The 25,002-nt window shown below is 31.9% G+C and carries 23 protein-coding genes and 2 pseudogenes; 19 read left to right on the top strand and 6 right to left on the bottom strand.

What is annotated here, in order from left to right; translation table 11 throughout:
- The 3 genes from IDG64_RS13205 to IDG64_RS13195 all read left to right on the top strand — a co-directional run.
- The coding region (locus tag IDG64_RS13205; protein WP_031865193.1) for a G5 domain-containing protein at positions 1–519 on the top strand (519 nt) is incomplete at its 5' end.
- Between the two features lie 382 nt (positions 520–901).
- Positions 902–2,095 carry an MFS transporter gene (locus IDG64_RS13200; RefSeq protein ID WP_000966094.1) on the top strand — a complete coding sequence of 398 codons (1,194 nt, stop codon included), beginning with the start codon at positions 902–904 and terminating at the stop codon, positions 2,093–2,095.
- 10 nt (positions 2,096–2,105) lie between these two features.
- On the top strand, positions 2,106–2,309 hold the full coding sequence (locus IDG64_RS13195; RefSeq protein ID WP_072361956.1) for a hypothetical protein: 204 nt from the start codon (positions 2,106–2,108) through the stop codon (positions 2,307–2,309).
- Positions 2,310–2,416: 107 nt separating this feature from the next.
- Here the strand turns inward: IDG64_RS13195 and IDG64_RS13190 are convergent, their stop codons facing one another.
- The 3 genes from IDG64_RS13190 to IDG64_RS13180 all read right to left on the bottom strand — a co-directional run bounded on the left by IDG64_RS13190 (position 2,417) and on the right by IDG64_RS13180 (position 5,223).
- On the bottom strand, positions 2,417–2,725 hold the full coding sequence (locus IDG64_RS13190) for a hypothetical protein (protein ID WP_000217725.1): 309 nt from the start codon (positions 2,723–2,725) through the stop codon (positions 2,417–2,419).
- Between the two features lie 139 nt (positions 2,726–2,864).
- Positions 2,865–3,131, bottom strand: coding sequence for a SaeRS system activator ScrA (gene scrA, locus IDG64_RS13185; protein WP_000678764.1), 267 nt, complete (start codon positions 3,129–3,131; stop codon positions 2,865–2,867).
- Between the two features lie 283 nt (positions 3,132–3,414).
- Positions 3,415–5,223 carry a phospho-sugar mutase gene (locus IDG64_RS13180; RefSeq protein ID WP_001793319.1) on the bottom strand — a complete coding sequence of 603 codons (1,809 nt, stop codon included), beginning with the start codon at positions 5,221–5,223 and terminating at the stop codon, positions 3,415–3,417.
- Between the two features lie 131 nt (positions 5,224–5,354).
- Here IDG64_RS13180 and IDG64_RS13175 point away from each other — a divergent pair, with 131 nt between their 5' ends.
- From IDG64_RS13175 to IDG64_RS13145, 6 genes are all read left to right on the top strand, one after another.
- On the top strand, positions 5,355–5,747 hold the full coding sequence (locus tag IDG64_RS13175; protein ID WP_000755946.1) for a (deoxy)nucleoside triphosphate pyrophosphohydrolase: 393 nt from the start codon (positions 5,355–5,357) through the stop codon (positions 5,745–5,747).
- 1 nt (position 5,748) lies between these two features.
- A complete protein-coding gene (locus IDG64_RS13170; protein WP_000088735.1) occupies positions 5,749–8,610 on the top strand; it encodes a DEAD/DEAH box helicase in 2,862 nt (953 codons plus the stop codon).
- Positions 8,611–8,915: 305 nt separating this feature from the next.
- Positions 8,916–9,674: a tandem-type lipoprotein gene (locus tag IDG64_RS13165; protein ID WP_014533172.1), complete on the top strand. Its 759-nt coding sequence runs from the start codon at positions 8,916–8,918 to the stop codon at positions 9,672–9,674.
- 111 nt (positions 9,675–9,785) lie between these two features.
- Positions 9,786–10,580, top strand: coding sequence for a tandem-type lipoprotein (locus tag IDG64_RS13160; protein ID WP_000972286.1), 795 nt, complete (start codon positions 9,786–9,788; stop codon positions 10,578–10,580).
- A 113-nt stretch (positions 10,581–10,693) separates the two neighbouring features.
- Entirely contained in the window at positions 10,694–11,488 is a 795-nt protein-coding gene (locus tag IDG64_RS13155) for a tandem-type lipoprotein (RefSeq protein ID WP_000581913.1), read from the top strand.
- A gap of 560 nt (positions 11,489–12,048) precedes the next feature.
- Complete coding sequence (locus IDG64_RS13145) at positions 12,049–12,240, top strand: hypothetical protein (RefSeq protein WP_001224379.1); 192 nt, start codon at positions 12,049–12,051, stop codon at positions 12,238–12,240.
- A gap of 138 nt (positions 12,241–12,378) precedes the next feature.
- Here IDG64_RS13145 and IDG64_RS13140 read toward each other — a convergent pair.
- Positions 12,379–12,560 (bottom strand): annotated as a pseudogene (locus tag IDG64_RS13140) (hypothetical protein).
- Entirely contained in the window at positions 12,496–12,777 is a 282-nt protein-coding gene (locus tag IDG64_RS13135; RefSeq protein ID WP_000220938.1) for a single-stranded DNA-binding protein, read from the bottom strand. Before IDG64_RS13135 ends, IDG64_RS13140 begins: the two are co-directional and overlap by 65 nt.
- 288 nt (positions 12,778–13,065) lie before the next feature.
- Here IDG64_RS13135 and IDG64_RS13130 point away from each other — a divergent pair, with 288 nt between their 5' ends.
- From IDG64_RS13130 to IDG64_RS13120, 3 genes are all read left to right on the top strand, one after another.
- Entirely contained in the window at positions 13,066–13,761 is a 696-nt protein-coding gene (locus IDG64_RS13130; protein WP_000217462.1) for an SDR family oxidoreductase, read from the top strand.
- A gap of 251 nt (positions 13,762–14,012) precedes the next feature.
- Complete coding sequence (locus IDG64_RS13125; protein WP_001034762.1) at positions 14,013–14,432, top strand: DUF1433 domain-containing protein; 420 nt, start codon at positions 14,013–14,015, stop codon at positions 14,430–14,432.
- 451 nt (positions 14,433–14,883) lie between these two features.
- Complete coding sequence (locus IDG64_RS13120; protein WP_001146763.1) at positions 14,884–15,306, top strand: carboxymuconolactone decarboxylase family protein; 423 nt, start codon at positions 14,884–14,886, stop codon at positions 15,304–15,306.
- 111 nt (positions 15,307–15,417) lie between these two features.
- Here IDG64_RS13120 and IDG64_RS13115 read toward each other — a convergent pair whose 3' ends face one another.
- Positions 15,418–16,956 (bottom strand): AbgT family transporter, encoded by a 1,539-nt coding sequence (locus IDG64_RS13115; RefSeq protein WP_000202037.1) that lies wholly within the window; start codon positions 16,954–16,956, stop codon positions 15,418–15,420.
- Between the two features lie 232 nt (positions 16,957–17,188).
- On the opposite strand from IDG64_RS13115, the pseudogene IDG64_RS13110 reads away from it, so the two are divergent.
- The 7 genes and pseudogenes from IDG64_RS13110 to IDG64_RS13080 form a co-directional block, all read left to right on the top strand.
- A pseudogene (locus IDG64_RS13110) lies at positions 17,189–18,007 on the top strand (SDR family oxidoreductase).
- A gap of 99 nt (positions 18,008–18,106) precedes the next feature.
- On the top strand, positions 18,107–18,874 hold the full coding sequence (locus tag IDG64_RS13105; RefSeq protein WP_001026113.1) for an MBL fold metallo-hydrolase: 768 nt from the start codon (positions 18,107–18,109) through the stop codon (positions 18,872–18,874).
- 691 nt (positions 18,875–19,565) lie between these two features.
- On the top strand, positions 19,566–20,387 hold the full coding sequence (gene cntK / locus IDG64_RS13100; RefSeq protein WP_001081682.1) for a histidine racemase CntK: 822 nt from the start codon (positions 19,566–19,568) through the stop codon (positions 20,385–20,387).
- Positions 20,388–20,397: 10 nt separating this feature from the next.
- Positions 20,398–21,216 (top strand): D-histidine (S)-2-aminobutanoyltransferase CntL, encoded by an 819-nt coding sequence (gene cntL, locus IDG64_RS13095; RefSeq protein ID WP_001058843.1) that lies wholly within the window; start codon positions 20,398–20,400, stop codon positions 21,214–21,216.
- Complete coding sequence (gene cntM, locus IDG64_RS13090) at positions 21,209–22,513, top strand: staphylopine dehydrogenase CntM (RefSeq protein ID WP_000040587.1); 1,305 nt, start codon at positions 21,209–21,211, stop codon at positions 22,511–22,513. The genes cntL and cntM overlap by 8 nt, the downstream gene beginning before the upstream one ends.
- Positions 22,514–22,652: 139 nt before the next feature.
- Entirely contained in the window at positions 22,653–24,251 is a 1,599-nt protein-coding gene (gene cntA, locus IDG64_RS13085; RefSeq protein ID WP_001229081.1) for a staphylopine-dependent metal ABC transporter substrate-binding lipoprotein CntA, read from the top strand.
- Positions 24,252–24,263: 12 nt separating this feature from the next.
- Positions 24,264–25,002 (top strand): ABC transporter permease (locus tag IDG64_RS13080; protein ID WP_206171334.1); only part of this gene is annotated, 739 nt, incomplete at its 3' end.

Genomic DNA, 25,002 nt, shown 5'->3' with positions numbered 1-25,002 from the left:
GAGATACCGTTTGAAACAAAACGTGAATTTAATCCGAAGTTACAACCTGGTGAAGAGCGAGTGAAACAAGAAGGACAACCGGGAAGTAAGACAATCACAACACCAATCACAGTGAACCCATTAACAGGTGAAAAAGTTGGCGAGGGTCAACCAACAGAAGAGATTACAAAACAACCAGTAGATAAGATTGTAGAGTTTGGTGGCGAGAAACCAAAAGATCCAAAAGGACCTGAAAACCCAGAGAAGCCGAGCAGACCAACTCATCCAAGTGGCCCAGTAAATCCTGACAATCCAGGATTATCGAAAGACAGAGCAAAACCAAATGAACCAGTTCATTCAATGGATAAAAATGATAAAGTTAAAAAATCTAAAATTGCTAAAAAATCAGTAGCTAATCAAGAGAAAAAACGAGCAGAATTACCAAAAACAGGTGCAGAAAGCACACAAAAAGGATTGATCTTTAGTAGTATAATTGGAATTGCTGGATTAATGTTATTGGCACGTAGAAGAAAAAATTAAAATAATTCATTATTTAAATAATACTTGATTTGCATTCACTATATTTAGTTTGTTAAAAACAACCTAGAATATGATGAAAATGATATACACCCCAAAAGTTGGATTGAAAGACCTAACTTTAAGGGGTGTATTTTTGTTATAAATTTGATTTTTTGATAATATTTTCATATTTAATATAATCATAATTAGTAGAATATAACCTCTGAGTAGTCATTTTGGGGGTTATGTATGGTGTTTCAAGTAGTATGTAAATTTCGAAATAATTGATATTTAACTGACTAAATTATATTAGAATTAATTGCGCTTTGGATAAAGAGAGTTTAGAAGAAGGTCTAAAAAAGCTGGTGGATGCATTCAATTATTTTTATGAGAGGTGATAAATATGTTGTACTTAGAAGTTTTGAAAAATAGAAACTTTACATATTTATTGATTGGTAATTTCTTACGTCGGAGTTGCTTTGTGCTGTTTTCGTTACAAATAATTTGGTTTACAGTTGAATTGACAAACCAATCATCTTTAAAATTATCAATGATGGTTATGAGTCAAACACTACCATTTATTATATTTGGTATTTTCGGTGGCGCATATTCTGATAAACATAATAAAAAGAAAATACTTTATCTATCTGATCTTATACTAAGTTTGATTATAATAATTATTCCTTTACTTGCAATAACATCAAATTTAAATTATCTGACGCTTCTAACCATATCTACAGCTATCACCATTATTAACTGCTATACGGATCCTGCGTTTAGGGCAATTCTTCCTGAAATTATTGATGAGGAGCATTTAGCAACAAGTAATGCGTTAATCGATAGTTTGCAAAGAGGCTCAAATATTATTTTACCTGCTTTAATTGGTGTCATTGTAATACTAGTTGGTAATGTTGGCGTCTTTTTTATTTGCAGTATATTGCTATTTTTAGGATTTATTTTTAATGCACTTTTAAAATATACAAATAACAACATGATTGATAGACACTCAAAAGAAGATTTTTCTGAAACTTGGGAATTCTTGAAAAAATCTAAAGAAATTCCATTTATTATAATCATTCAATTTGCCTGCATATTGATTAATACTGGCCTTTGGCGTGTTGCATTACCATTGTTTATTTCCAATATATTAAAAGAGGGCGTTGGTGTATATGGACTAGCTACATCATGTTTAGGTATAGCGTCTTTATTAATGTCATTGATTATGGGTTTACTGTCAGAAAAACGATTAATCTTTAAATTTAGTATTGGTGTTTTAGTTTGGGGGATTGGCTTATCGATAATTAATGTGTTTCCAAGTTTGGAGATACTATATATAGGTGCAACTTTAGTGGGACTTGGACAATCTATAGAGGGACTAACAAGATCAGTTGCCATTCAAATAAAAACGCCAAATCATTTGATGGGGAAAGTATTTAGTATCTCATCTACATCGAATTACGCAGCGGATACATTATCTTTAGGACTGATAAGTTTAATTATACCTTTACTAAGCTTAAGTAATATATTTATATCAGGAGGTGCAATTATTTCAATGCTTAGCTTATCGGGGTTAAAGTTTTTTAAGAAGTCTATGTAAACATAATAGAATTTTAATCAATGCTATTAAGGTGGGAATTGAAATGAAATATAAAATTAGTTTGGCTTATAATTTAGCAATTATAATAGGGTCGCTAATTATATTATGTATACTAATATCTAGAGGTCATGATATTTATGTAATCTTGATTCCAATTTTGACTGTTTTAGCTAGTTTAATCAATTTATTTTGTGATATTAAAAAGCATAAATGATTCTATATTAATGCAACTTTGTATTCGTACAAGGTTGTATTTTTTTCGCAAACAATTGCTTGCTGAAAGCGCACCATTAAATCTAACCAACACACTATCACAAACATTTATGGATATTTTGTAATTTTATAAAAGCACACATAGAATAATGCGATAAGTAATAATGCTATAGTTAAAAATAAGAATGCCAATACAATAAAATCATATTCAAAGCATAGAATTGAAGACATTAAAAATACTGCACTCAAACTGATACATAACGCAAATATATATGCAATTTGGTTCTTGCGTTTATCTGCAATGGTCGTTTGATTTATATAAGAAATTAGTGTGAAATCTTTAGTTATTGCGACATAAATGCCTAATATAACCATACTTATGCAGAATACGATAGAAACTACGATGTTGACGGTCATTGTTGCACCTTCCTGATAGAATATAATGTACTGTCTTTTAGTAATGGATGCGTTTCTTATATATGTATGTTTCTAAAAAACAGTACGTTTTTATCAATTTTTAATTTATTAGTTGAATGGGGTTATGAAAAAGGAAGTTTTAATCTTTTGTCATGAAATAAATGGGATGAATATCACGACTAGAAGTAATGTTACGAACAGGAGCGTATAAATCTAGAGACGCTAAATTCGACATAGTATGTTGCTCAATTATGGCTGATGATGAATTTAAAGTATGTGCGTTGGAACTGTCGGATTTTTGTTCATAATGTTTTGCATATTGCGCCATGATGAATAGTGTAAAAATAAATAAAACAATAAGAGATATAATGCCCATAATCAAAAGTATTTGTTTAGAGCCTTTCATTATTTCACATCCTTTCTAAAATATATTTGTAACTAAATTTAAAATAGTTATTTTTGTAATTCTAAACCTTTTTCATCGCGAAAACAATTAAATAGGTCGCGGTATTAATTATTATATTATTACCGCTTAATATGAAAAATACATGAAAATTAATTTTCTAATATACTTTTGAAAAATTATTACAAATTAGCCCCTTCAAAACGCGAAAACATAAGGATTCTAGTTTCAAAAGGGCTGATAAGTATAAAATGAAATGTAATATTTCGATGTATAAAATTTTTAATTAGCTAAAAATCATCGCATTAATTTTTTGAGCTACATCATCAAAATTCCGACATTTTAACGACACATATAATTTAATTTTAGGTTCAGTACCAGAAGGACGTAAAGCGATAAATCCTTCGTCAAATAAGACACGAATAACATTTGATTTAGGAGAATTAATCTGTGACGTTGTATCTTTATCCAAATGATAAACCTCGCTAGTTAAATAATCTTCAATTGCTTTCACTTTCAGTCCTTGAATCTCTTGCGGTGGATTTGAACGGAAATGTGTCATAATTGATTCAATTTTTTTCTTACCTTCTAATCCATCTAGCGTATGCGAGAATAATGTATCCTCATGTCTACCAACAGTTTGATAAATCTGTTCTAATTCATCTTTCAATGTTTTGCCATATAATTTTAACTCAGAAGCGTATTTTATAATGAGTGGCACAATTTGTACGGCATCTTTATCACGTACAAAAGGCTCTGATAGAAAACCGTAACTCTCTTCAAAGGCGAAAATCATATTTTGATGATCGTCCAGTTGTCTTATTTCCTGAGCAATAAATTTAAAGCCCGTAAGCACCTCTTTGTATTCAACATTATTATAGCGTGCTAATGACTTTGTTAACTCACTACTTACAATAGATTGAATCATTAAGCGATGACGTAATTGAGACGTTTGTTGAATACGATAATTAAGTAACAACGCACCAATTTGGTTGCCATTAAAATATGTGATATGACCATGTGCATCACGTTCAGCAATGCCAAGACGATCCGCATCAGGGTCAGTTGATATTAATAAGTCTGCATGACTTTTATTTGCAAGTTCGACTGCTTGATCAAAAGCGCGATGATCTTCAGGATTAGCACTTTGAACTGAGCTGAAATTCGGATCAGGTTTACATTGTGCTTCTACAAGATTAAATTGATTGAAATTCAAAGATTGTAATAACTCAGGTACAATCGGAACACTTGTACCATGTAAACTAGTGAACACAACTTGTAAATCAGATTTAGGAATATAGCCAATCATATTTTGAATGTGTTTCATATAGTCATCAGTTACAGATTTCGGAAAAGGCTTGATATAAGATGTATTTTGTTTAGAAATAGGTATATCAATCTGTAATGGATCGCCAACTTCTTCGATATAACGACTTGCAAGCTCAGATGCATCAGTCGATAATTGCGCACCATCAGAACCATATACTTTGATGCCGTTATAGTCTTTCGGATTATGACTTGCTGTAATCATAATGCCAGCAGTAGTATTAAGATTGCGCACCGCGAACGATAATTCCGGTGTCGTTTTATATGTATCAGGTAAATAAACTGTTATTTGATGGTTTGCTAATACATTAGCAATTATTTGGGCGAATTCAGTTGAAAGATGTCTAATATCATAATGAATGACTATTGTTGGACTGTTTGTTTGGGCATTTAAATAACGCGCTAAACCTAATGCCAATTTTTCAATAGTAAACTTATTAAGTCGACCTTCACCAAGACCGAATTTTCCGCGTATACCCGCAGTACCAAATGTTAATTTACTTTCAAAACCTTCTCGCTGTTCAATGTCAGATTGCTGCTCATAAAAATGTTTAACTAAACTATCATTAGCTCGTTCTATCCATAATTCTTTATCCATTGTTGCTAAACATCCTTTCAAAATCTCAGTTAGACTTAATAAAACATGAAAACTAAAGCCCTTACATTTATGTAATGAATTATAAAGAAATACGCCCCAAAAGTAAAAAAACACAGCCCCAAGACAATACTTTTCACAAGTATTATATAATAGATGTGTATGAAAATGCATGGAGTAGATGTAAGAGTGATATATCATGCAGGAAATTGTAAAATATTAATTTTTAATATTGATTTATATATAGTTTTGTAATTTTTGATAGAATAACAATTAAGATGATTTTAAATTGAAGGGTGAGTCTTATGAAAAAAGTAATCAATGTAGTAGGAGCTATTATTTTTTCTGATAACAAAATTCTTTGTGCACAGAGAAGTGAAGAAATGAGTCTACCTTTAATGTGGGAATTTCCTGGCGGTAAGATTGAAAAGAATGAAACTGAAAAAGAAGCTTTGATTAGAGAAATTAGAGAAGAAATGAAATGTGATCTAATTGTTGGAGACAAAGTCATAACTACAGAACATGAATATGATTTTGGCATTGTTAAGTTAACAACATACAAATGTACTTTAAACAAAGAGTTACCAACTTTAACTGAACATAAGAGTATTGAATGGTTGTCAATAAACGAACTTGATAAATTAAATTGGGCCCCAGCGGATATACCAGCCGTTAATAAAATTATGACTGAGGGATAATATGAGTAGATTACTAAATGATTTCAATCAATCTTTAAAAAAAGGTTTTATAGACAAAGATATTTCTCATAAAGGGAATTATACACCGAAGCTTTTAGTAAATAATAAAAATGAAAAAGTCCTTTCAACAATTATAGATGAACTTCAAAAATGTGAAACGTTCTATTTTTCTGTAGCTTTTATAACAGAAAGCGGATTAGCCAGCTTAAAGGCTCAACTATTAGATTTAAGCAATAAGGGTGTTAAAGGGAAAATATTAACATCTAATTACTTAGGATTTAATAGTCCTAAAATGTATGGAGAATTACTTAAATTAAAAAATGTAGAGGTAAGATTAACTGATATTGCTGGATTCCATGCCAAAGGATATATTTTTGAACATAAGGATTATAGTTCTATGGTAATAGGAAGCTCTAATTTAACATCTAATGCGTTAAAGGTTAATTATGAGCATAATGTTTTACTGTCTACTATGAAAAATGGCGATTTAGTTGATAGTGTAAAAAATGAATTTGAATTGTTATGGCAAAAGAGTACCCCACTGACTCAGCAATGGATTAAATCATATAAAGAATCATTTGAGTACCGCTCCTTAGAAAAATTAGCGGAGGTTGAACAAACTCAAATGCTGCTAGCTGATAAGGTGAAAAAATCAGTGGAAATTGTACCCAATTTAATGCAAGCAGAAGCATTAAGGTCATTAAAAGCTATTAGGGATAAAGCCAAAGATAAGGCGTTAATAATATCTGCAACTGGTACAGGTAAAACGATTTTATGTGCATTAGATGTTAGAGAAGTAAACCCTAATAAATTTTTATTTATTGTTCATAATGAGGGGATTTTAAATAGAGCTAAGGAAGAATTTAAAAAAGTATTACCTATAAAAAATGATAGTGATTTTGGATTGTTGACAGGAAAACATAGAGATGTCGATGCCAAATATTTATTTGCAACCATTCAAACATTATCTAGAGATGATAATTTTAAGCAATTTGATGAAAATGAATTTGATTATATTGTTTTTGATGAAGCACATCGTTCTGCTGCATCTACTTATCAACGAGTATTTAACTACTTCAAACCTAAGTTCATGCTGGGAATGACTGCAACACCAGAAAGATCAGATGAATTAAGTATATTTGAACTGTTTGATTATAATATTGCGTATGAAATAAGGTTACAAGCAGCATTAGAAAGTGATATTTTATGTCCATTTCATTATTTTGGTGTGACTGATTATGTACATCAAGGTATTAAAGAAGATGATGTAACTAAACTGAGATATTTAACTTCTGATGAAAGAGTTAATTATATTATTCAAAAGACAGATTACTATGGATATTCAGGTGAAATTTTACAAGGATTAATTTTTGTAAGTAGCAAAAAAGAAGCTTATGATTTAGCGGATAAACTAAGTTCAAAAGGGATTAAAAGTGTTGCTTTAACAGGAGATGATAGTGTTAATTATCGCCAAATTGTAATAGAAAAATTAAAAGAAGGTAAGATTAACTATATTATAACTGTAGATCTTTTTAACGAAGGTATTGATATTCCAGAAGTCAATCAAGTTGTAATGTTGAGACCAACAGAGTCTAGTATTATATTCATTCAGCAACTTGGTAGAGGATTAAGAAAAAGTTCAAATAAAGAGTATGTTACAGTAATTGATTTTATTGGTAATTATAAGACAAATTATTTAATTCCGATTGCGCTTTCTGGGGATCAATCGCAAAATAAAGATAATTATAAGAAGTTTTTAACGAATAACGATTCGATTAATGGAGTATCTACAATTAATTTTGAAGAAGTTGCTAAAAAACAGATTTACAATTCATTGGATGCAGTATCATTAAATCAAAATAAATTAATATTAAAAGCTTATGAAGAAGTTGAAAATAGATTGGGACACATGCCGTTACTAATGGATTTCATACAACAACATTCTATAGATCCAAGCGTTATATTTTCTAAATTTAGTAATTATTACGAGTTCTTAGTGAGATATAAAAAAATAGATACATTATTGACGGAAAATGAATCTAAAAATCTGGTTTTCTTTTCAAGACAAATAGCACCTGGATTGAAAAGAATCGATAGTTTAGTTTTAGAAGAACTTTTAAAAAATGAATTAACATATGATGAATTAAAAAATAAAATGTTGAACGAAGTTAAGGATATAACAGAAGATGATATAGATACTTCATTAAGAATTTTAGATTTTTCATTTTACAACGCAGGAATTGAAAAAATCTATGGAAGTCCCATTATAGAATGTAATGAAAGAATGATAAGACTAAGCGATGCATTTACTAATGCTCTAAGTAATCAAACATTTAAAATATTTTTAGAAGATCTTATTGAATTATCAAAGTATAACAATGAAAAATACCAAAAAGGTAAAAATGGACTGATTTTATATAATAAATATTCAAGAGAAGATTTTAGCAAAATATTTAATTGGAATAAAAATGGTTCGTCTGTAATCATGGGATACATGATAAGAAGCCAAGAAATGCCAATATTTATCACTTATGATAAGCATGAGGATATAAGTGATAGCACAAAATATGAAGATGAATTTTTAAGTCAAGATGAATTAAAATGGTTTACTAAATCTAATAGAACGCTAAAATCAAAAGAAGTTCAGAAAATTTTGTCCCATAGAGCAAAAGGAATTAAAATGTATATTTTTGTACAGAAAAAAGATGATGATGGTATATATTTTTATTATTTAGGAACTGCTGGATATATAGAAGGTTCAGAGAAGCAAGATAAAATGCCGAATGGTTCAAACGTAGTAACGATGGATTTAGCACTCGATAAAGCTGTAAGAGATGATATATATCGCTATATAACAAATTAATGTAAACCGAAAAATGAATGTTAGTAAAGATGTATTTAAACATCAATTTTAATAAGTAAAGACATTGAGTTTCAGTGTTATTATTTTAAATATAAGCGCAATTTATCTTAATTAATTAGTTGGTTAGGCCAATAAAAATTATAAAGATATTTGCGCTTTTTAAATAATTTGTGATGTTGATATGTGAAAAATACAACTAACAATTAAAAGCCAAGAGGATTTAATCATAAAATTCCCTCTAGTATTATTAATATTGGAATTTGAACTTAACTTTGCATCAAAAATAAAAATGGGGGTGTGAAATGATGATTCATTCAAAAAGGTTGAGGCTCTGGCTGTATTTAGTATTATTAGCTGTTTTTATTAGCGCGTGTGGTATGAAAGAAGATAAACAAATTAAAGAAAATTTCAACAAAACATTGAGTTTATATCCAACCAAGAATCTCGATGATTTTTATGATAAAGAAGGATTTCGAGATCAAGAGTTTGAAAAAGGAGATAAAGGGACTTGGATTGTTGATTCTGAGATGGTAGTTGAGCTGAAGGATAAAAAAATGGAATCTAGAAGTATGGTGCTCTATATAAATCGTAATACTAGAACAACGAAAGGTAATTTTATTGTTAGAGAATTGTGGGAAGATAGTAAAGGGTATGCACAAAGTAAAGATACAAAATATCCAGTGAAAATGGAACATAATCGAATTATCCCAACCAAACCGATAGCTGATGATAGATTAAGAAAAGAAATCGAAAACTTTAAGTTTTTTGTACAATACGGTGACTTTAAAGATATTAATGATTATAAAGATGGTGACATATCATATAATCCCAATGTACCTAGTTATTCGGCGGAATATCAATTGAGTAACAATGACTACAATGTGAAGCAACTTAGAAAGAGGTATGATATACCAACTAAGAAAGCACCTAAATTATTAATAAAAGGCGATGGTGATTTAAAAGGATCATCTATAGGACACAAAAATTTAGAGTTTACCTTTGTAGAAAATAAAGAAGAAAACATCTATTTTACGGATAGTATTAATTTCAAACCTACTAAATAGGGTTAATAGAAGTTTGAAATGAAAATTTCATAAAGTGTTCAAAATGATTTTTCGTTTTAGTTGTGTAAATTAAAGATTGAGTCAGTATTAAAAATATAAGGTGGAGAAATGATGATGCATTCAAAGAAATTAACGCTCGGTATATGCTTGGTATTACTCATTATATTGATTGTAGGTTATGTCATTATGACAAAAGCAAATGGTCAAAACGCCCAAATTAAAGACACATTTAATCAAACATTAAAATTATATCCAACCAAAAATCTCGATGATTTTTACGATAAAGAAGGCTTTCGAGATCAAGAATTTAAAAAGGGTGATAAAGGTACTTGGATAGTTAATTCTGGAATGAACATCCAATTAAAAGGAGGAGCCTTAAAATCCAGAGAGATGGTACTTTACATCAATCGTAACACTAGAACAACGAAAGGATATTTTATAGTAGGTGAGATAACTAAAGATAAAAAAGGATATACACATGATAAAGATAAAAAATACCCTGTCAAGATGGAACATAATAAAATCATACCAACAAAACCTATAAAAGACGAGAAGTTAAAAAAAGAAATTGAAAACTTCAAGTTTTTTGTACAATATGGCAACTTTAAAGATTTTAAAGATTATAAAAATGGGGATATTTCATACAATCCAAACGTACCAAGTTATTCGGCAAAATATCAATTAAGTAATGATGATTATAATATCCAACAATTAAGAAAAAGATATGATATACCGACTAAAAAAGCACCAGAACTATTGTTGAAAGGTGATGGCGATTTAAAAGGTTCATCCATAGGCTCTAAAGACTTAGAATTTACCTTTGTACAAAATAAAAGAGAGAATATCTATTTTACAGATTCGGTTGAATTTACTCCAAGCGAGGATACAAGTTATGAGTCAAACTAAATAGGGTTAATAGAAGTTTGGATTGAAAATTTCATAAAGTGTTAAAAAATTTTTCGCTTTAAATGTATAAATTAAAGATTGAGTCAGTATTAAAAATATAAGGTGGAGAAATGATGATTCATTCAAAAAGTTTAAAATTGTGTCTATGCCTGATAATACTATCTGTTTTTATAGGCGCTTGCGGAATGAAAAAAGAAGAAAGTAGTAAAGATAAACAAATTAAAGAAAATTTCAACAAAATATTGAGTGTATATCCAACCAAAAATCTTGAAGACTTCTATGATAAGGAAGGCTTTCGTGACGAAGAGTTTGAAAAAGGTGACAAAGGCACTTGGATAATTCACTCTAAAATGATTATTGAGACAAATAATAGCAATATGGAATCTAGAGGAATGGTGCTCTATATAAATCGTAATACTAGAACAACGAAAGGTAATTTTGTTGTTAGAGAAATAACCGAGGATAGTAAAGGGTATTCACATAGTAAAGATACAAAATATCCAGTGAAAATGGAACATAATAGAATCATTCCAACCAAACCGATAGCTGATGATAAATTAAGAAAAGAAATCGAAAACTTTAAATTCTTTGTACAATACGGTGACTTTAAAGATATTAATGATTATAAAGATGGTGACATTTCATATAATCCTAATGTTCCAAGTTATTCCGCAAAATATCAATTGAAAAACGATGACTACAATGTGAAGCAACTTCGAAAAAGATATAATATTCCAACCAACAAAGCTCCGAAATTATTAATAAAAGGTGATGGAGATTTAAAAGGTTCATCAGTAGGATCAAAAAATCTAGAATTTACCTTTGTAGAAAATAAAGAAGAAAACATTTATTTTACAGATTCTGTACAATATACTCCAAGTGAGGGTACAAGTTATGAGTCAAACTGAATATCAAATAAAACCTGGTAATATAACAAGTAACTCTGAAGAAACAAGTTCGATATCTAAAGTGAGCTGTGAAATATAGGTAGCCATTTCAAAAAAATTAAAGGTGAATTTGATAATGTAGCTCAAGGAGATTGGTTTAAAAAGGCGAAGAATGAACTGGATGATATTAGTAAGAAATTAAAAAATATTCAAAGAACGGAAGTTTAATATTCTAGCCGATTCCTGAAACTAAGACAGCATGCGTTCATTCATGCCATTATTAATATAAGCACCGCAACAAAAAAGCTTCTAATGTGATATCGGAACCTCGGATTCCATATCATGTTAGAAGCTTTTAATGTCTAAAGAACATCTACATTTTATCATATTTTCTTACTTATTAAACTTTTATATAATTAAATATTTCTTAATTTTCCAAAATAGTGATGAATTTGTGAAATACATCACAAAACTCTTTATTTATTTGGAAATTCATGTAATATTAGACTTGTAAGAAGTTAATAAATAGAGAGAGACGAGAGAGTTTATATAAATAATATATAAACATTGGAGTGATGATTATGAGAAAAGAGATTGAAGCGCTTATTTTCTCAGACGTAAGTAGCTATGATATTTACGTGAACACTGGTGTAAATCAAGGATTAATTGGTGACATCAAAGATGGTTACCTAACTATTGATTCTATGCCTTACATTGATGCTGAGCGTTTGTATCACTTTGCTATGGAACGTAAATCGTTAGTCACTAACTAGTTCTTATTGCCAATGATTACTACCCCTAGTCGGCGGCAATTGAAGTGTGATTGATGTAACTTGCCCTCGTTGGTGAGCAATTGAGGGCAGACCCCTTTAATTAAGTAAACCCTAACTCCCCACAAATCTGGAACGATACTAAAAGCCACGTCCTATATTGGATGTGGCTTTAGTCATGCTTATATTATTTTTAAAACGATTACCTACAAGATTTACATATAAAATTCTATCATGTCATATATAAACGAAATGATATTAGAATCCTTCATTTTCAACTTGTTTAAAATTACGTTTAATGCCGTTATAAGAATATACAACATTATATAATTTTACTTGGGCGTCATGGACACTTGAGAAGGGCATTCTTACATCGTCCATATTTTTAACTTCGTGTCGAAATGCTTTTTCAGCTTTTTGTCTTTCTGCAAGCGACATACTTAGCCATTCTTCTTTGCTAAATAAATCTTCGAATCGAAAATCAAATGCGGTTCTTTTACTTTCAGCTCTTAATGCTAAAACACGCTCATGATATGTCATGTTTTATTCCTCCCTCTAATCATTCAATCGAATGATAAATCACAGTATTAACTTTAGTACTAATATAATGTTTTTACAATAAAGAAGTGACGATTTTTCAACATTTTTAAAAATAAAAAATATAAGCAACGATTAATTGTATATTTCGAATGGCTTGTAATGTAATTTATCTATGAAAATGAAGCGAGTTATTATGACCGTTATATGAATTGTGATACGCTTTTTAAAAGTAATATGTATTTTTGATTTACCCTGAAAAAATAAAAAGAATCAAAGGAGTCGATCATTATGACAGTATTAACAGATAAAGTAGCAGTAGTTACAGGTGCAGGTAGTGGTATTGGAGAAGCAATTGCAACATTACTACATGAAGAAGGGGCGAAAGTTGTCTTAGCCGGTAGAAATAAAGATAAACTACAAAATGTGGCGAATCAATTAGCTCAAGATAGTGTGAAGGTAGTGCCAACAGATGTAACGAAAAAAGAAGAAGTCGATGAATTGATAAAAATTGCACAACAAACATTCGGTGGTTTGGATATTGTTATCAATAGTGCGGGACAAATGTTATCGTCTAAGATTACTGATTATCAAGTAGATGAGTGGGATAGTATGATTGATGTGAATATCAAAGGCACTTTATATACGGCACAGGCTGCATTACCAACTATGTTAGAACAATCAAGTGGTCATCTTATTAACATTGCATCTATTTCTGGCTTTGAAGTAACGAAAAGCAGTACGATTTATAGTGCGACGAAAGCAGCAGTTCACACTATTACTCAAGGATTAGAAAAAGAGTTGGCAAAGACAGGCGTTAAAGTAACAAGCATTTCTCCAGGAATGGTAGATACAGCCATAACTGCCGCATACAATCCAACAGATCGTAAAAAACTTGAACCACAAGATATTGCAGAAGCAGTATTATATGCATTAACACAACCAAAGCACGTTAACGTGAATGAAATTACAGTGCGTCCTGTATAAAAAGGTGTTTGAGGTCTGGGATATAGGCATTTAATGTAATAGCTATCGGTTTTGTTAATATTAGTAAGGCAATAATGATATAAGGGCATGATAGACAATTATTCCTTGTACAATTCTCAGTAATTGGTGATTTTAACAATCAAGTGAGTGAAGGCGACGATATTAATGTTATGATTTATAATCTATAATGTTCATAATTACAGAACTATAAAAACTTTTTCATTTTCCACCACATTTTAGGAGTTACTTTAATGAACAAAAAGCATGTTTTTATAATTATTGGTGTCATTTTATGTATATGTATAGTTGCTACAGTCATTTATTTAAAAGTGAAATATGACGAAAAAGAAAAACAAAAAGCACTTTACTACAAAGAACAACAGGAGCGTATTACACTCTATCTCAAGCATAATACCAAAGAACCAAACACGATTAAATCTGTGCATTTCACAAGTTTAAAAAGAGGACCTATGGGCGATGCCGTAATTGAAGGTTACATCAATGAAAACAAAAAAGCTGATTTTGTTGCATATGGGTCTCCAGAACATAATTATCAGTTTGGTGGTGCTATGATAGAAAGTGAAAGATTAAGTGAGTTACTAAAACCAGCAAATCATTTAAAATCTCCTGAAAAAATTAAAGAAGAATTAGACAAAAAAGAAGGCCACTAGGGTCTTCTTTATTTTTGATTTAATCTTCCAATAATCTATGTCATTGCTATCGAAGGTGTTTCGCAATTAATATAAATCACTTCATCATCACCAATACTTCCCCAGTTTTGTACAGTACATTAACACAAACGAACCACGTTAATTTAAATGGAATAATAGTTTGGCCATTATAAGAACAATATATATCGAATAACAATGTCGATGACGTGATTTATTGACATTATCAAATTTTCTCAAATGTGTGTGATTTTTTATAAAAAAGGGTAGAGCAAGGTATAATATCCTTTCAATCTGTTTTCATATTTTATATATTTTTTAAATATAAGTGCTAAATGTTTTAACTAAAGCATAGATTGACAAGATGTTATACAGAATTTCAAATTCTATCCAATATTGTTCGAAGTGTAGTATCACTGGATTGGTATTAAACAATGTAAAGGAGAGATTGCAAATGCCGTATAATTACAAGAAACAAAATGGAGAGTTAATGTCTGTAATGAGCCAAGGTGAAAAGTTTATTCATCAATCACCCGTTAATGATGAACTTAGTGCATTGATTAAGTTATTAATTTCTAAAATTAACGGTTGTCATTATTGTGTTGATATCCATAAAAAAGAATTAAAGGAATTGGGTGTAACACAAATGAAAATTGATGAAGTCTTGAGTTTTAGACATTTAGATTTATTTACTGATCAAGAAAAAGTGACGCTTGAATTTGCAGAAATGTTAAATTCAATCAAAGACTTTAAGAAGTTTGAAATTATTGACCGGCTAAAATCATTTTATGATGAAGAACAAATTATTGATCTTGTCTTTGTTGTAAACCAAATTAACGGTTGGAACAGATTAAATATTATTAGTGATAGACTATAATTGTTCATATAAATGCAGAGTTTCATCTCGAACGCTATATCATAACAAATCATGCCACTATACAGGTCAAATCTTGTATAGTGGCATTTTAATTTATCCCTTTGAATACTGTTATTTAACGAATATCGGTCCACCTGGTCCAACAGGGATACCTAATAGGAACCAAATGATGACAAATACTGTCCATACAATACTTAGCGCGATTGAATACGGCATTAAACTAGAAAGTAAGGCTCCGAGTTTCATGCGTTTATCGTATTTTTGTGCATAAGTTAATAATAAAGGTAAGTACGGCATCATCGGTGTAATTGGATTGGTAATTGAATCGCCTACACGGTAAATGACTTGTGTGAATGCGGGATGAAAGCCGATAAGGATTAACATTGGTACGAATATCGGTCCTAAAATACCCCATTTAGCCGATGCGCTTCCGATTAACATGTTGACCATTGCACTCAGTACAATAATACCTAGTATCAATACAATACCGTTTTGATGTTCTAATAATTTGGCACCTTTAACAGCAGCGATAATTCCTAAATTACTCCACTTTAAATACGCAAGTAGCTGTGCTGCAAAAAACACAATAACGATAAATGTTCCCATTGATCCTACAGCATCGCCGAACATTTTACCTAAGTCTTTTGTATTTTTAATTTCTTTGCTTAAAATCCCATAAACTAATCCAGGTACTAAAAATACGACAAGAATAATTAATCCGACACCGTTAATTAATGGCGCATCGTCTAGTAAGCTGCCTGTTTTAGCATTTCTTAAAAAGCTATGTTCAGGAATGGCTGTAATAATTAATAAAATAATTGTGACTATGAAACTGATATTTGCCCATTTTAAAGCATGTGCTTCTTTGTCAGTAATATGTGAAGATGTTTCTTCATGGTCATCATGCATTAAACTGTCATCATATTTTCCTAATCTAGGAATAATGAGCTTAGTTGTAACTAGCAATATCGTAGGAAGTAATACAACGACACTCGCTGCGATAAAGTACCAGTTCATAGCAACGTTTGTTTTAATAGAATCTGAAACGATACGTGTTGCCGGTTCTGTAAATGAATAGACCAAAGCATCTTGCATACCAACAACTATATTTGCTGCAAATCCTCCAACAGCGGAAGCATATGCCATCGTTAGTCCAGCGATAGGGTGATAGCCAATTTTAATAAAAAGCATTGCTGCAAGCGGCGGCAAGATAATTGTCGCAGCATCGCCGGCTGTACTACCTAAAATACCAATTAATATAATAGTCGGTAAAATTAAGAAACGTGGTGCGCGATTCACAACAGAAATCATTAACTTATCGAAGTATCCTGTTTTCTCTGCAACACCAATACCAATCATCACTGCTAGTACTAAGCCTAATGCTGGGAACTCTGAGAAATTTTTAATCGTATCATTCATTATCATCGTAAATCCATCATGGCTAATTATATTTTTAATATAAATGGTTTGATGCGTACCTGGATGCTTAACAGATACATTAAATAATGAGATAACCCATGTCATAATGGCTAAGCCCACACACATTAAAAAGAATAAGACGCTAGGATCTGGCAATTTATTTCCGATTTTTTCAACACTATTCAAGAAACGATTGACGATAGACCCCTTTTGTTGATGTTTTGATGTCATCAATTATTCCCCCCTTTGTTAAATATTTAAAGTGTAACAAAAAATACTCTCAAAAGTAACAATTTTCAGAAAATAAAAAAACTAATATTGTTAAATATTTTGAGTTATTCAATAGAAAGTGTATAGCAGAGTAGTTAAGACTGCCTGAAGACTTATCTATTAGGTTTATGAAGCATCGAACAGTGGAAAATAAGGACTGTAAGTTTAAGATATGTTGTATAGGAGTGACTGAATGAAACGTTTGGAAAATAAAGTAGCAGTCGTAACAGGAGCAAGTACAGGTATCGGTCAAGCTTCTGCAATCGCTTTAGCTCAATAAGGTGCGTATGTATTGGCGGTAGACATAGCTGAAGCGGTATCGGAGACTGTCGATAAAATTAAAAGTAATGGTGACAATGCGAAGGCGTATAATGTGGATAATGCAAGCGAACAACAAGTGGTAGACTTTGTGTCTGACATAAAGGAACAGTTTGGAAGAATCGATGTGTTGTTTAATAATGCCGGTGTGGATAATGCGGCTGATAGAATTCATGAGTATCCAATAGATGTGTATGACAAGATTATGAATGTAGATATGCGTGGGACATTTTTAATGACGAAAATGATGTTACCTTTAATGATGAATCAAGGTGGCTCTATTGTTAATACGTCTTCATTTTCCGGACAAGCAGCAGACTTGTATCGCTCTGGATATAATGCTGCGAAAGGTGCAGTGATTAATTTTACAAAATCAATCGCAATTGAGTATGGCCGCGAGGGCATTCGAGCCAATGCAATTGCACCAGGCACAATTGAAACCCCGTTAGTAGATAAACTGACAGGTACTAGCGAAGATAAGGAAGGCAAAACATTCAGAGAAAATCAGAAATGGATGACACCGCTGGGACGTTTAGGTAAACCAGAAGAAGTAGGCAAGCTCGTTGTCTTTTTAGCATCTGATGACAGTTCATTTATTACTGGTGAAACAATTCGCATTGACGGTGGTGTTATGGCTTACACATGGCCTGGCGAGATGTTGAGTGATGATTCGTGGAAGCGGACATTGGAATAATTATTTAAAATCGATATCCAGTGGAAAAGAATTTGGCATGAAGTAAGCAAAGTATGCATATTGTCGCAATGAAAGACATATGAAATAGGGGGATATAAAATGAATATTAGACATATAAGAAATGCTACGGCTGTTATTGAATATGGGGGGAAACATATTTTACTTGATCCAATGTTAAGTGATAAAGGTTCATTTGACCCTTTTCCAAATTCACCGAGACAAGATCAAAAAAATCCACTTGTAGAACTACCCATGGCAATTGAAGACATTATAAATGACATCGATTTAGTGATTTTAACGCATTTGCATATTGATCATTTTGATCCGAAAGCAATTGAAGTATTGCCGAAAGATATTAAAATTTACGCACAAAATGAAGAAGATGCTAGTGAAGTAGAGCGTTATGGGTTTACAAACGTTTCTGTATTTAATGATGTGACACACATTGGAGAAATTGAGTTGATTAAAACAGATGCTCAACATGGTCATGGTGAAATTTTGAAGATGACAGGACATGTTCACGGCATGATTTTAAAACATTCTGAAGAGCCGACATTATACTTAGCAGCAGATACAGTTTGGTTTGAAGGGGTTGAAAAAGCATTAAAAACGTATCAACCAGATGTTGTTGTTCTTAATGGTGGTGCAAATCAATTCTTTGAAGGTGGGCCGTTAGTTATGGATGAACATGATGTGTTAAAAGTTGCTAATACATTGCCACTTGCGCAAATTGTTGTTGTGCATATGGAAGCGGTCAATCATTGGCATTTATCTCGTAAAGAGCTGAATGAATTTATAAATTCTAACGACTTAGGTAATAGAGTTGTTGTACCAAATGACGGGGAATTATTAACCTTTGAAAAATAAATGTTTGTTTATTTGATGAAGTGTATTGCTTAAAGCTAGTTTTAACGTATTTTACGTTGAAGCTGGTTTTTTTGTTTGATAAAAATTTTCAAAAAGACTTGAATGTGCTGAGAATACGATGTTTATGGAAAGATTATCAAAATATAAATGTGCATTCATTTACAACCTTTATTGACAATGATTCTCAACTAATATAGTATATAATCAAATCGTAATAGTTACGATTTGTTTTCTGCAACTTTTTTGAAGTTTTAGTTGAGGTGAAAACAGTAAAAGCATCTAAGTGAATGTAGTTAACGGACAACTGCATTCACTTGTAGAGCCACAAGAAGCAACTTTAAATAAGGTTTACGGTTGCATGTTGATGCAACAACCGAGTACTAAGTCATACTTTTCGTTCTGCGAATGAGTATGACTTACCTAATAGATGGGAAATTATTAGGTTCATCTTCTAAAAATTACAGCTTTAGAGGAATACAGTTGCTTGCTTCGCACCAACTGCATATAAAGCCATGCTTTTCGATTTTGCGAATTAGCATGACTTACCTAATAGATAAAAAGCTATTAGGTTCATCTTCTAAAAAATTACAGGTATAGAGAAATACAGTTGTTTGCTTCGCAACAACTGCATAAGAGCCTCTAATTACTTATGGTAAAAGAGGCTCTAAAAATACATCTAAAGGAGTGTCGTATGAATCGGCAGGTTATAGAATTTTCTAAGTATAATCCTTCGGGGAATATGACGATACTTGTTCATTCAAAACATGATGCTAGTGAATATGCATCTATCGCCAATCAGTTGATGGCCGCAACACATGTATGTTGTGAACAGGTAGGCTTTATAGAATCAACACAAAATGATGATGGCAATGATTTTCACTTAGTTATGAGCGGTAATGAATTTTGCGGTAATGCGACGATGTCATATATACATCATTTGCAAGAAAGTCATTTGCTTAAAGACCAACAGTTTAAGGTGAAGGTGTCTGGCTGTTCGGATTTAGTGCAATGCGCAATTCATGATTGCCAATACTATGAAGTTCAAATGCCACAAGCCCATCGTGTTGTGCCAACAACAATTAATATGGGTAATCATTCATGGAAAGCAATAGAAATTATTTATGAAACATATGTACATTATGTGATTCCAGTTAAACAAGTAACAACAGAAATTCAACATTTGGTTGAAGCGTTTGTGCGTGAGCAACAATGGAGTCACAAATATAAAACAGTAGGTATGATGCTTTTTGATGAACAACGTCAATTTTTACAGCCATTAATCTATATACCAGAAATTCAAAGTTTAATTTGGGAAAATAGCTGTGGTTCTGGTACAGCATCAATTGGGGTTTTTAATAATTATCAACGTAATGACGCATGCAAAGATTTTACAGTACATCAGCCAGGGGGCAGTATTTTAGTGACATCAAAGCGATGTCATCAATTGGGATATCAAACTTCAATTAAAGGACAGGTTACAACTGTAGCTACAGGAAAAGCATATATAGAATAAGGAGCCTACAATGAATAACTTTAATAATGAAATCAAATTGATATTACAACAATATTTAGAAAAGTTTGAAGCGCATTACGAGCGTGTATTACAAGACGATCAATATATCGAAGCATTAGAAACATTGATGGATGACTATAGTGAATTTATTTTAAATCCTATTTATGAACAACAATTTAATGCTTGGCGTGACGTTGAAGAAAAAGCACAATTAATAAAATCACTGCAATATATTACAGCGCAGTGTGTTAAACAAGTGGAAGTCATTAGAGCTAGACGTCTATTAGACGGACAGGCGTCTACCACAGGTTACTTTGACAATATAGAACATTGTATTGATGAAGAGTTTGGACAATGTAGTATAGCTAGCAATGACAAATTATTGTTAGTTGGTTCAGGTGCATATCCAATGACGTTAATTCAAGTAGCAAAAGAAACAGGTGCTTCAGTTATCGGTATTGATATTGATCCACAAGCCGTTGACCTAGGGCGCAGAATCGTTAACGTCTTAGCACCAAATGAAGATATAACAATTACGGATCAAAAGGTATCTGAACTTAAAGATATCAAAGATGTGACGCATATCATATTCAGCTCGACAATTCCTTTAAAGTACAGCATTTTAGAAGAATTATATGATTTAACAAATGAAAATGTCGTAGTTGCAATGCGCTTTGGTGATGGCATCAAAGCAATATTTAATTATCCGTCACAAGAAACAGCGGAAGATAAGTGGCAATGTGTGAATAAACATATGAGACCACAGCAAATTTTTGATATAGCACTTTATAAAAAAGCAGCTATAAAGGTAGGTATTACGGATGTCTAAATTATTAATGATAGGCACTGGTCCGGTCGCAATCCAATTAGCGAATATTTGCTATTTAAAATCAGATTATGAGATTGATATGGTTGGACGTGCCTCAACATCAGAAAAATCAAAACGCTTATATCAAGCGTATAAAAAAGAGAAACAATTTGAAGTCAAAATACAAAACGAGGCGCATCAACATCTGGAAGGTAAGTTTGAAATTAATCGTTTGTATAAAGATGTTAAAAACGTTAAGGGTGAATACGAAACGGTTGTCATGGCATGCACAGCAGATGCTTATTATGACACACTACAGCAATTGTCGTTAGAAACTTTGCAAAGTGTCAAACATGTCATTTTAATTTCACCGACATTTGGATCGCAAATGATTGTGGAACAATTTATGTCTAAGTTCAGTCAGGATATCGAAGTGATTTCATTTTCAACTTATCTTGGCGATACACGTATTGTTGATAAAGAAGCGCCTAATCATGTGTTGACAACAGGTGTAAAAAAGAAATTGTACATGGGATCGACACATTCAAACTCAACAATGTGTCAACGAATCTCTGCTTTAGCTGAGCAATTGAAGATTCAATTAGAAGTCGTTGAATCGCCACTGCACGCTGAAACGCGAAACAGTTCGCTTTATGTGCACCCACCACTATTTATGAATGACTTTTCATTGAAAGCCATTTTCGAAGGGACGGATGTACCGGTTTATGTGTATAAGTTATTTCCTGAAGGACCGATAACGATGACACTAATCCGTGAAATGCGTTTAATGTGGAAGGAAATGATGGCTATTTTACAAGCATTTAGAGTGCCGTCAGTCAACCTGCTTCAATTTATGGTGAAGGAAAATTATCCAGTACGTCCTGAAACTTTGGATGAAGGTGATATTGAGCATTTCGAAATCTTGCCAGATATCTTACAAGAATATCTGCTTTATGTAAGATATACCGCAATCCTCATTGATCCATTTTCACAGCCAGACGAAAACGGACATTACTTTGATTTTTCAGCTGTACCATTTAAGCAAGTCTATAAAAATGAACAGGATGTTGTTCAAATTCCAAGAATGCCAAGTGAAGATTATTACAGAACGGCGATGATTCAGCATATTGGGAAAATGCTAGGTATCAAAACGCCAATGATTGATCAGTTCCTAACTCGCTATGAAGCAAGTTGCCAGGCGTACAAGGATATGCATCAAGATCAACACTTATCTTCTCAATTTAATACAAATCTATTTGAAGGAGATAAAGCACTCGTCACAAAATTTTTGGAAATCAATAGAACGCTTTCACAATAAGGGTTTGAAGTTTTATAATAGAAAAAAATTATTGAATTATGTTTGACATTTACATAAAAATAAGCAAATAATTGAGAAAAATAATCATTACGATTTGATTAAGTAATGCAACTTATCAATTTAGAAAGAGGAAAAGCAAATGAGAAAACTAACTAAAATGAGTGCAATGTTACTTGCATCAGGGCTAATTTTAACTGGTTGTGGCGGTAATAAAGGTTTAGAGGAGAAAAAAGAAAACAAGCAATTAACGTATACGACGGTTAAAGATATCGGTGATATGAATCCGCATGTTTACGGTGGATCGATGTCTGCTGAAAGTATGATATACGAGCCGCTTGTACGTAACACGAAAGATGGAATTAAGCCTTTACTAGCTAAAAAATGGGATGTGTCTGAAGATGGGAAGACATATACATTCCATTTGAGAGATGACGTTAAATTCCATGATGGTACACCATTTGATGCTGACGCAGTTAAGAAAAATATTGATGCGGTTCAACAAAATAAAAAATTGCATTCTTGGTTAAAGATTTCAACATTAATTGACAATGTTAAAGTTAAAGATAAGTACACGGTTGAATTGAATTTGAAAGAAGCATATCAACCTGCATTGGCTGAATTAGCGATGCCTCGTCCATATGTATTTGTGTCTCCAAAAGACTTTAAAAACGGTACAACAAAAGATGGCGTTAAAAAGTTCGATGGTACTGGTCCATTTAAATTAGGTGAACACAAAAAAGATGAGTCTGCAGACTTTAACAAAAATGATCAATACTGGGGCGAAAAGTCTAAACTTAACAAAGTACAAGCAAAAGTAATGCCTGCTGGTGAAACAGCATTCCTATCAATGAAAAAAGGTGAAACGAACTTTGCCTTCACAGATGATAGAGGTACAGATAGCTTAGACAAAGACTCTTTAAAACAATTGAAAGATACAGGTGACTATCAAGTTAAGCGTAGTCAACCTATGAATACGAAAATGTTAGTTGTCAATTCTGGTAAAAAAGATAACGCTGTGAGTGACAAAACAGTCAGACAAGCGATTGGTCATATGGTAAACAGAGATAAAATTGCCAAAGAAATTTTAGATGGTCAAGAAAAACCAGCAACTCAATTATTTGCGAAAAATGTAACAGATATTAATTTCGATATGCCAACACGTAAGTATGACCTTAAAAAAGCAGAATCATTATTAGATGAAGCTGGTTGGAAGAAAGGTAAAGACAGCGATGTTCGTCAAAAAGATGGTAAAAACCTTGAAATGGCAATGTACTATGACAAAGGTTCTTCAAGTCAAAAAGAACAAGCAGAATACTTACAAGCAGAATTTAAGAAAATGGGTATTAAGTTAAACATCAATGGCGAAACATCAGATAAAATTGCTGAACGTCGTACTTCTGGTGATTATGACTTAATGTTCAACCAAACTTGGGGATTATTGTACGATCCACAAAGTACTATTGCAGCATTTAAAGCGAAAAATGGTTATGAAAGTGCAACATCAGGCATTGAGAACAAAGATAAAATATACAACAGCATTGATGACGCATTTAAAATCCAAAACGGTAAAGAGCGTTCAGACGCTTATAAAAACATTTTGAAACAAATTGATGATGAAGGTATCTTTATCCCTATTTCACACGGTAGTATGACAGTTGTTGCGCCGAAAGATTTAGAAAAAGTATCATTCACACAATCACAGTATGAATTACCATTCAATGAAATGCAGTATAAATAAAGGAGCAATTAGATGTTCAAATTTATCTTAAAACGTATTGCGCTCATGTTTCCATTAGTGATTGTAGTAAGTTTTATGACATTTCTATTGACGTATATTACAAATGAAAATCCAGCTGTGACAATTTTACATGCACAAGGAACGCCAAATGTAACACCAGAGTTGATTGCAGAAACGAATGAGAAGTACGGTTTCAATGATCCATTATTAATTCAATATAAAAATTGGTTACTTGAAGCGATGCAATTTAATTTTGGTACAAGCTACATTACAGGTGACCCAGTTGCTGAACGTATTGGTCCAGCATTTATGAATACATTGAAATTAACAATAATTTCAAGTGTTATGGTGATGATTACATCAATTATTTTAGGTGTAGTTAGTGCATTAAAAAGAGGAAAGTTCACTGATCGTGCGATACGTTCAGTGGCTTTCTTTCTAACTGCATTACCATCATATTGGATAGCTTCAATACTTATTATTTACGTTTCAGTGAAGTTAAACATATTGCCGACTTCTGGATTAACAGGTCCAGAAAGTTACATATTGCCAGTGATCGTTATTACGATTGCCTATGCTGGTATTTACTTTAGAAATGTTAGACGCTCGATGGTGGAACAATTAAATGAAGATTATGTACTTTATTTAAGAGCAAGCGGTGTGAAATCTATCACATTAATGTTGCATGTGTTGCGTAATGCTTTACAAGTTGCGGTATCAATCTTTTGTATGTCTATACCAATGATAATGG

This window comes from Staphylococcus sp. EG-SA-15, from assembly GCF_017151895.1.
In the GTDB taxonomy this organism is placed as follows: Bacteria; Bacillota; Bacilli; order Staphylococcales; family Staphylococcaceae; genus Staphylococcus; species Staphylococcus aureus.
The sequence above is the reverse complement of the archived record's forward strand: the minus strand, read 5'-3'. Positions and strand labels throughout refer to the sequence as shown.

Bases quoted from the DNA above. Each gene is read 5' to 3' on its own strand.
- IDG64_RS13200 (WP_000966094.1), top strand. From the start codon at position 902: ATGTTGTACTTAGAAGTTTTGAAAAATAGAAACTTTACATATTTATTG.
- IDG64_RS13190 (WP_000217725.1), bottom strand. From the start codon at position 2,725: ATGACCGTCAACATCGTAGTTTCTATCGTATTCTGCATAAGTATGGTT.
- scrA (WP_000678764.1), bottom strand. From the start codon at position 3,131: ATGAAAGGCTCTAAACAAATACTTTTGATTATGGGCATTATATCTCTT.
- IDG64_RS13180 (WP_001793319.1), bottom strand. From the start codon at position 5,223: ATGCATTTTCATACACATCTATTATATAATACTTGTGAAAAGTATTGT.
- IDG64_RS13175 (WP_000755946.1), top strand. From the start codon at position 5,355: ATGAAAAAAGTAATCAATGTAGTAGGAGCTATTATTTTTTCTGATAAC.
- IDG64_RS13170 (WP_000088735.1), top strand. From the start codon at position 5,749: ATGAGTAGATTACTAAATGATTTCAATCAATCTTTAAAAAAAGGTTTT.
- IDG64_RS13165 (WP_014533172.1), top strand. From the start codon at position 8,916: ATGATTCATTCAAAAAGGTTGAGGCTCTGGCTGTATTTAGTATTATTA.
- IDG64_RS13160 (WP_000972286.1), top strand. From the start codon at position 9,786: ATGATGCATTCAAAGAAATTAACGCTCGGTATATGCTTGGTATTACTC.
- IDG64_RS13155 (WP_000581913.1), top strand. From the start codon at position 10,694: ATGATTCATTCAAAAAGTTTAAAATTGTGTCTATGCCTGATAATACTA.
- IDG64_RS13145 (WP_001224379.1), top strand. From the start codon at position 12,049: ATGAGAAAAGAGATTGAAGCGCTTATTTTCTCAGACGTAAGTAGCTAT.
- IDG64_RS13135 (WP_000220938.1), bottom strand. From the start codon at position 12,777: ATGACATATCATGAGCGTGTTTTAGCATTAAGAGCTGAAAGTAAAAGA.
- IDG64_RS13130 (WP_000217462.1), top strand. From the start codon at position 13,066: ATGACAGTATTAACAGATAAAGTAGCAGTAGTTACAGGTGCAGGTAGT.
- IDG64_RS13125 (WP_001034762.1), top strand. From the start codon at position 14,013: ATGAACAAAAAGCATGTTTTTATAATTATTGGTGTCATTTTATGTATA.
- IDG64_RS13120 (WP_001146763.1), top strand. From the start codon at position 14,884: ATGCCGTATAATTACAAGAAACAAAATGGAGAGTTAATGTCTGTAATG.
- IDG64_RS13115 (WP_000202037.1), bottom strand. From the start codon at position 16,956: ATGACATCAAAACATCAACAAAAGGGGTCTATCGTCAATCGTTTCTTG.
- IDG64_RS13105 (WP_001026113.1), top strand. From the start codon at position 18,107: ATGAATATTAGACATATAAGAAATGCTACGGCTGTTATTGAATATGGG.
- cntK (WP_001081682.1), top strand. From the start codon at position 19,566: ATGAATCGGCAGGTTATAGAATTTTCTAAGTATAATCCTTCGGGGAAT.
- cntL (WP_001058843.1), top strand. From the start codon at position 20,398: ATGAATAACTTTAATAATGAAATCAAATTGATATTACAACAATATTTA.
- cntM (WP_000040587.1), top strand. From the start codon at position 21,209: ATGTCTAAATTATTAATGATAGGCACTGGTCCGGTCGCAATCCAATTA.
- cntA (WP_001229081.1), top strand. From the start codon at position 22,653: ATGAGAAAACTAACTAAAATGAGTGCAATGTTACTTGCATCAGGGCTA.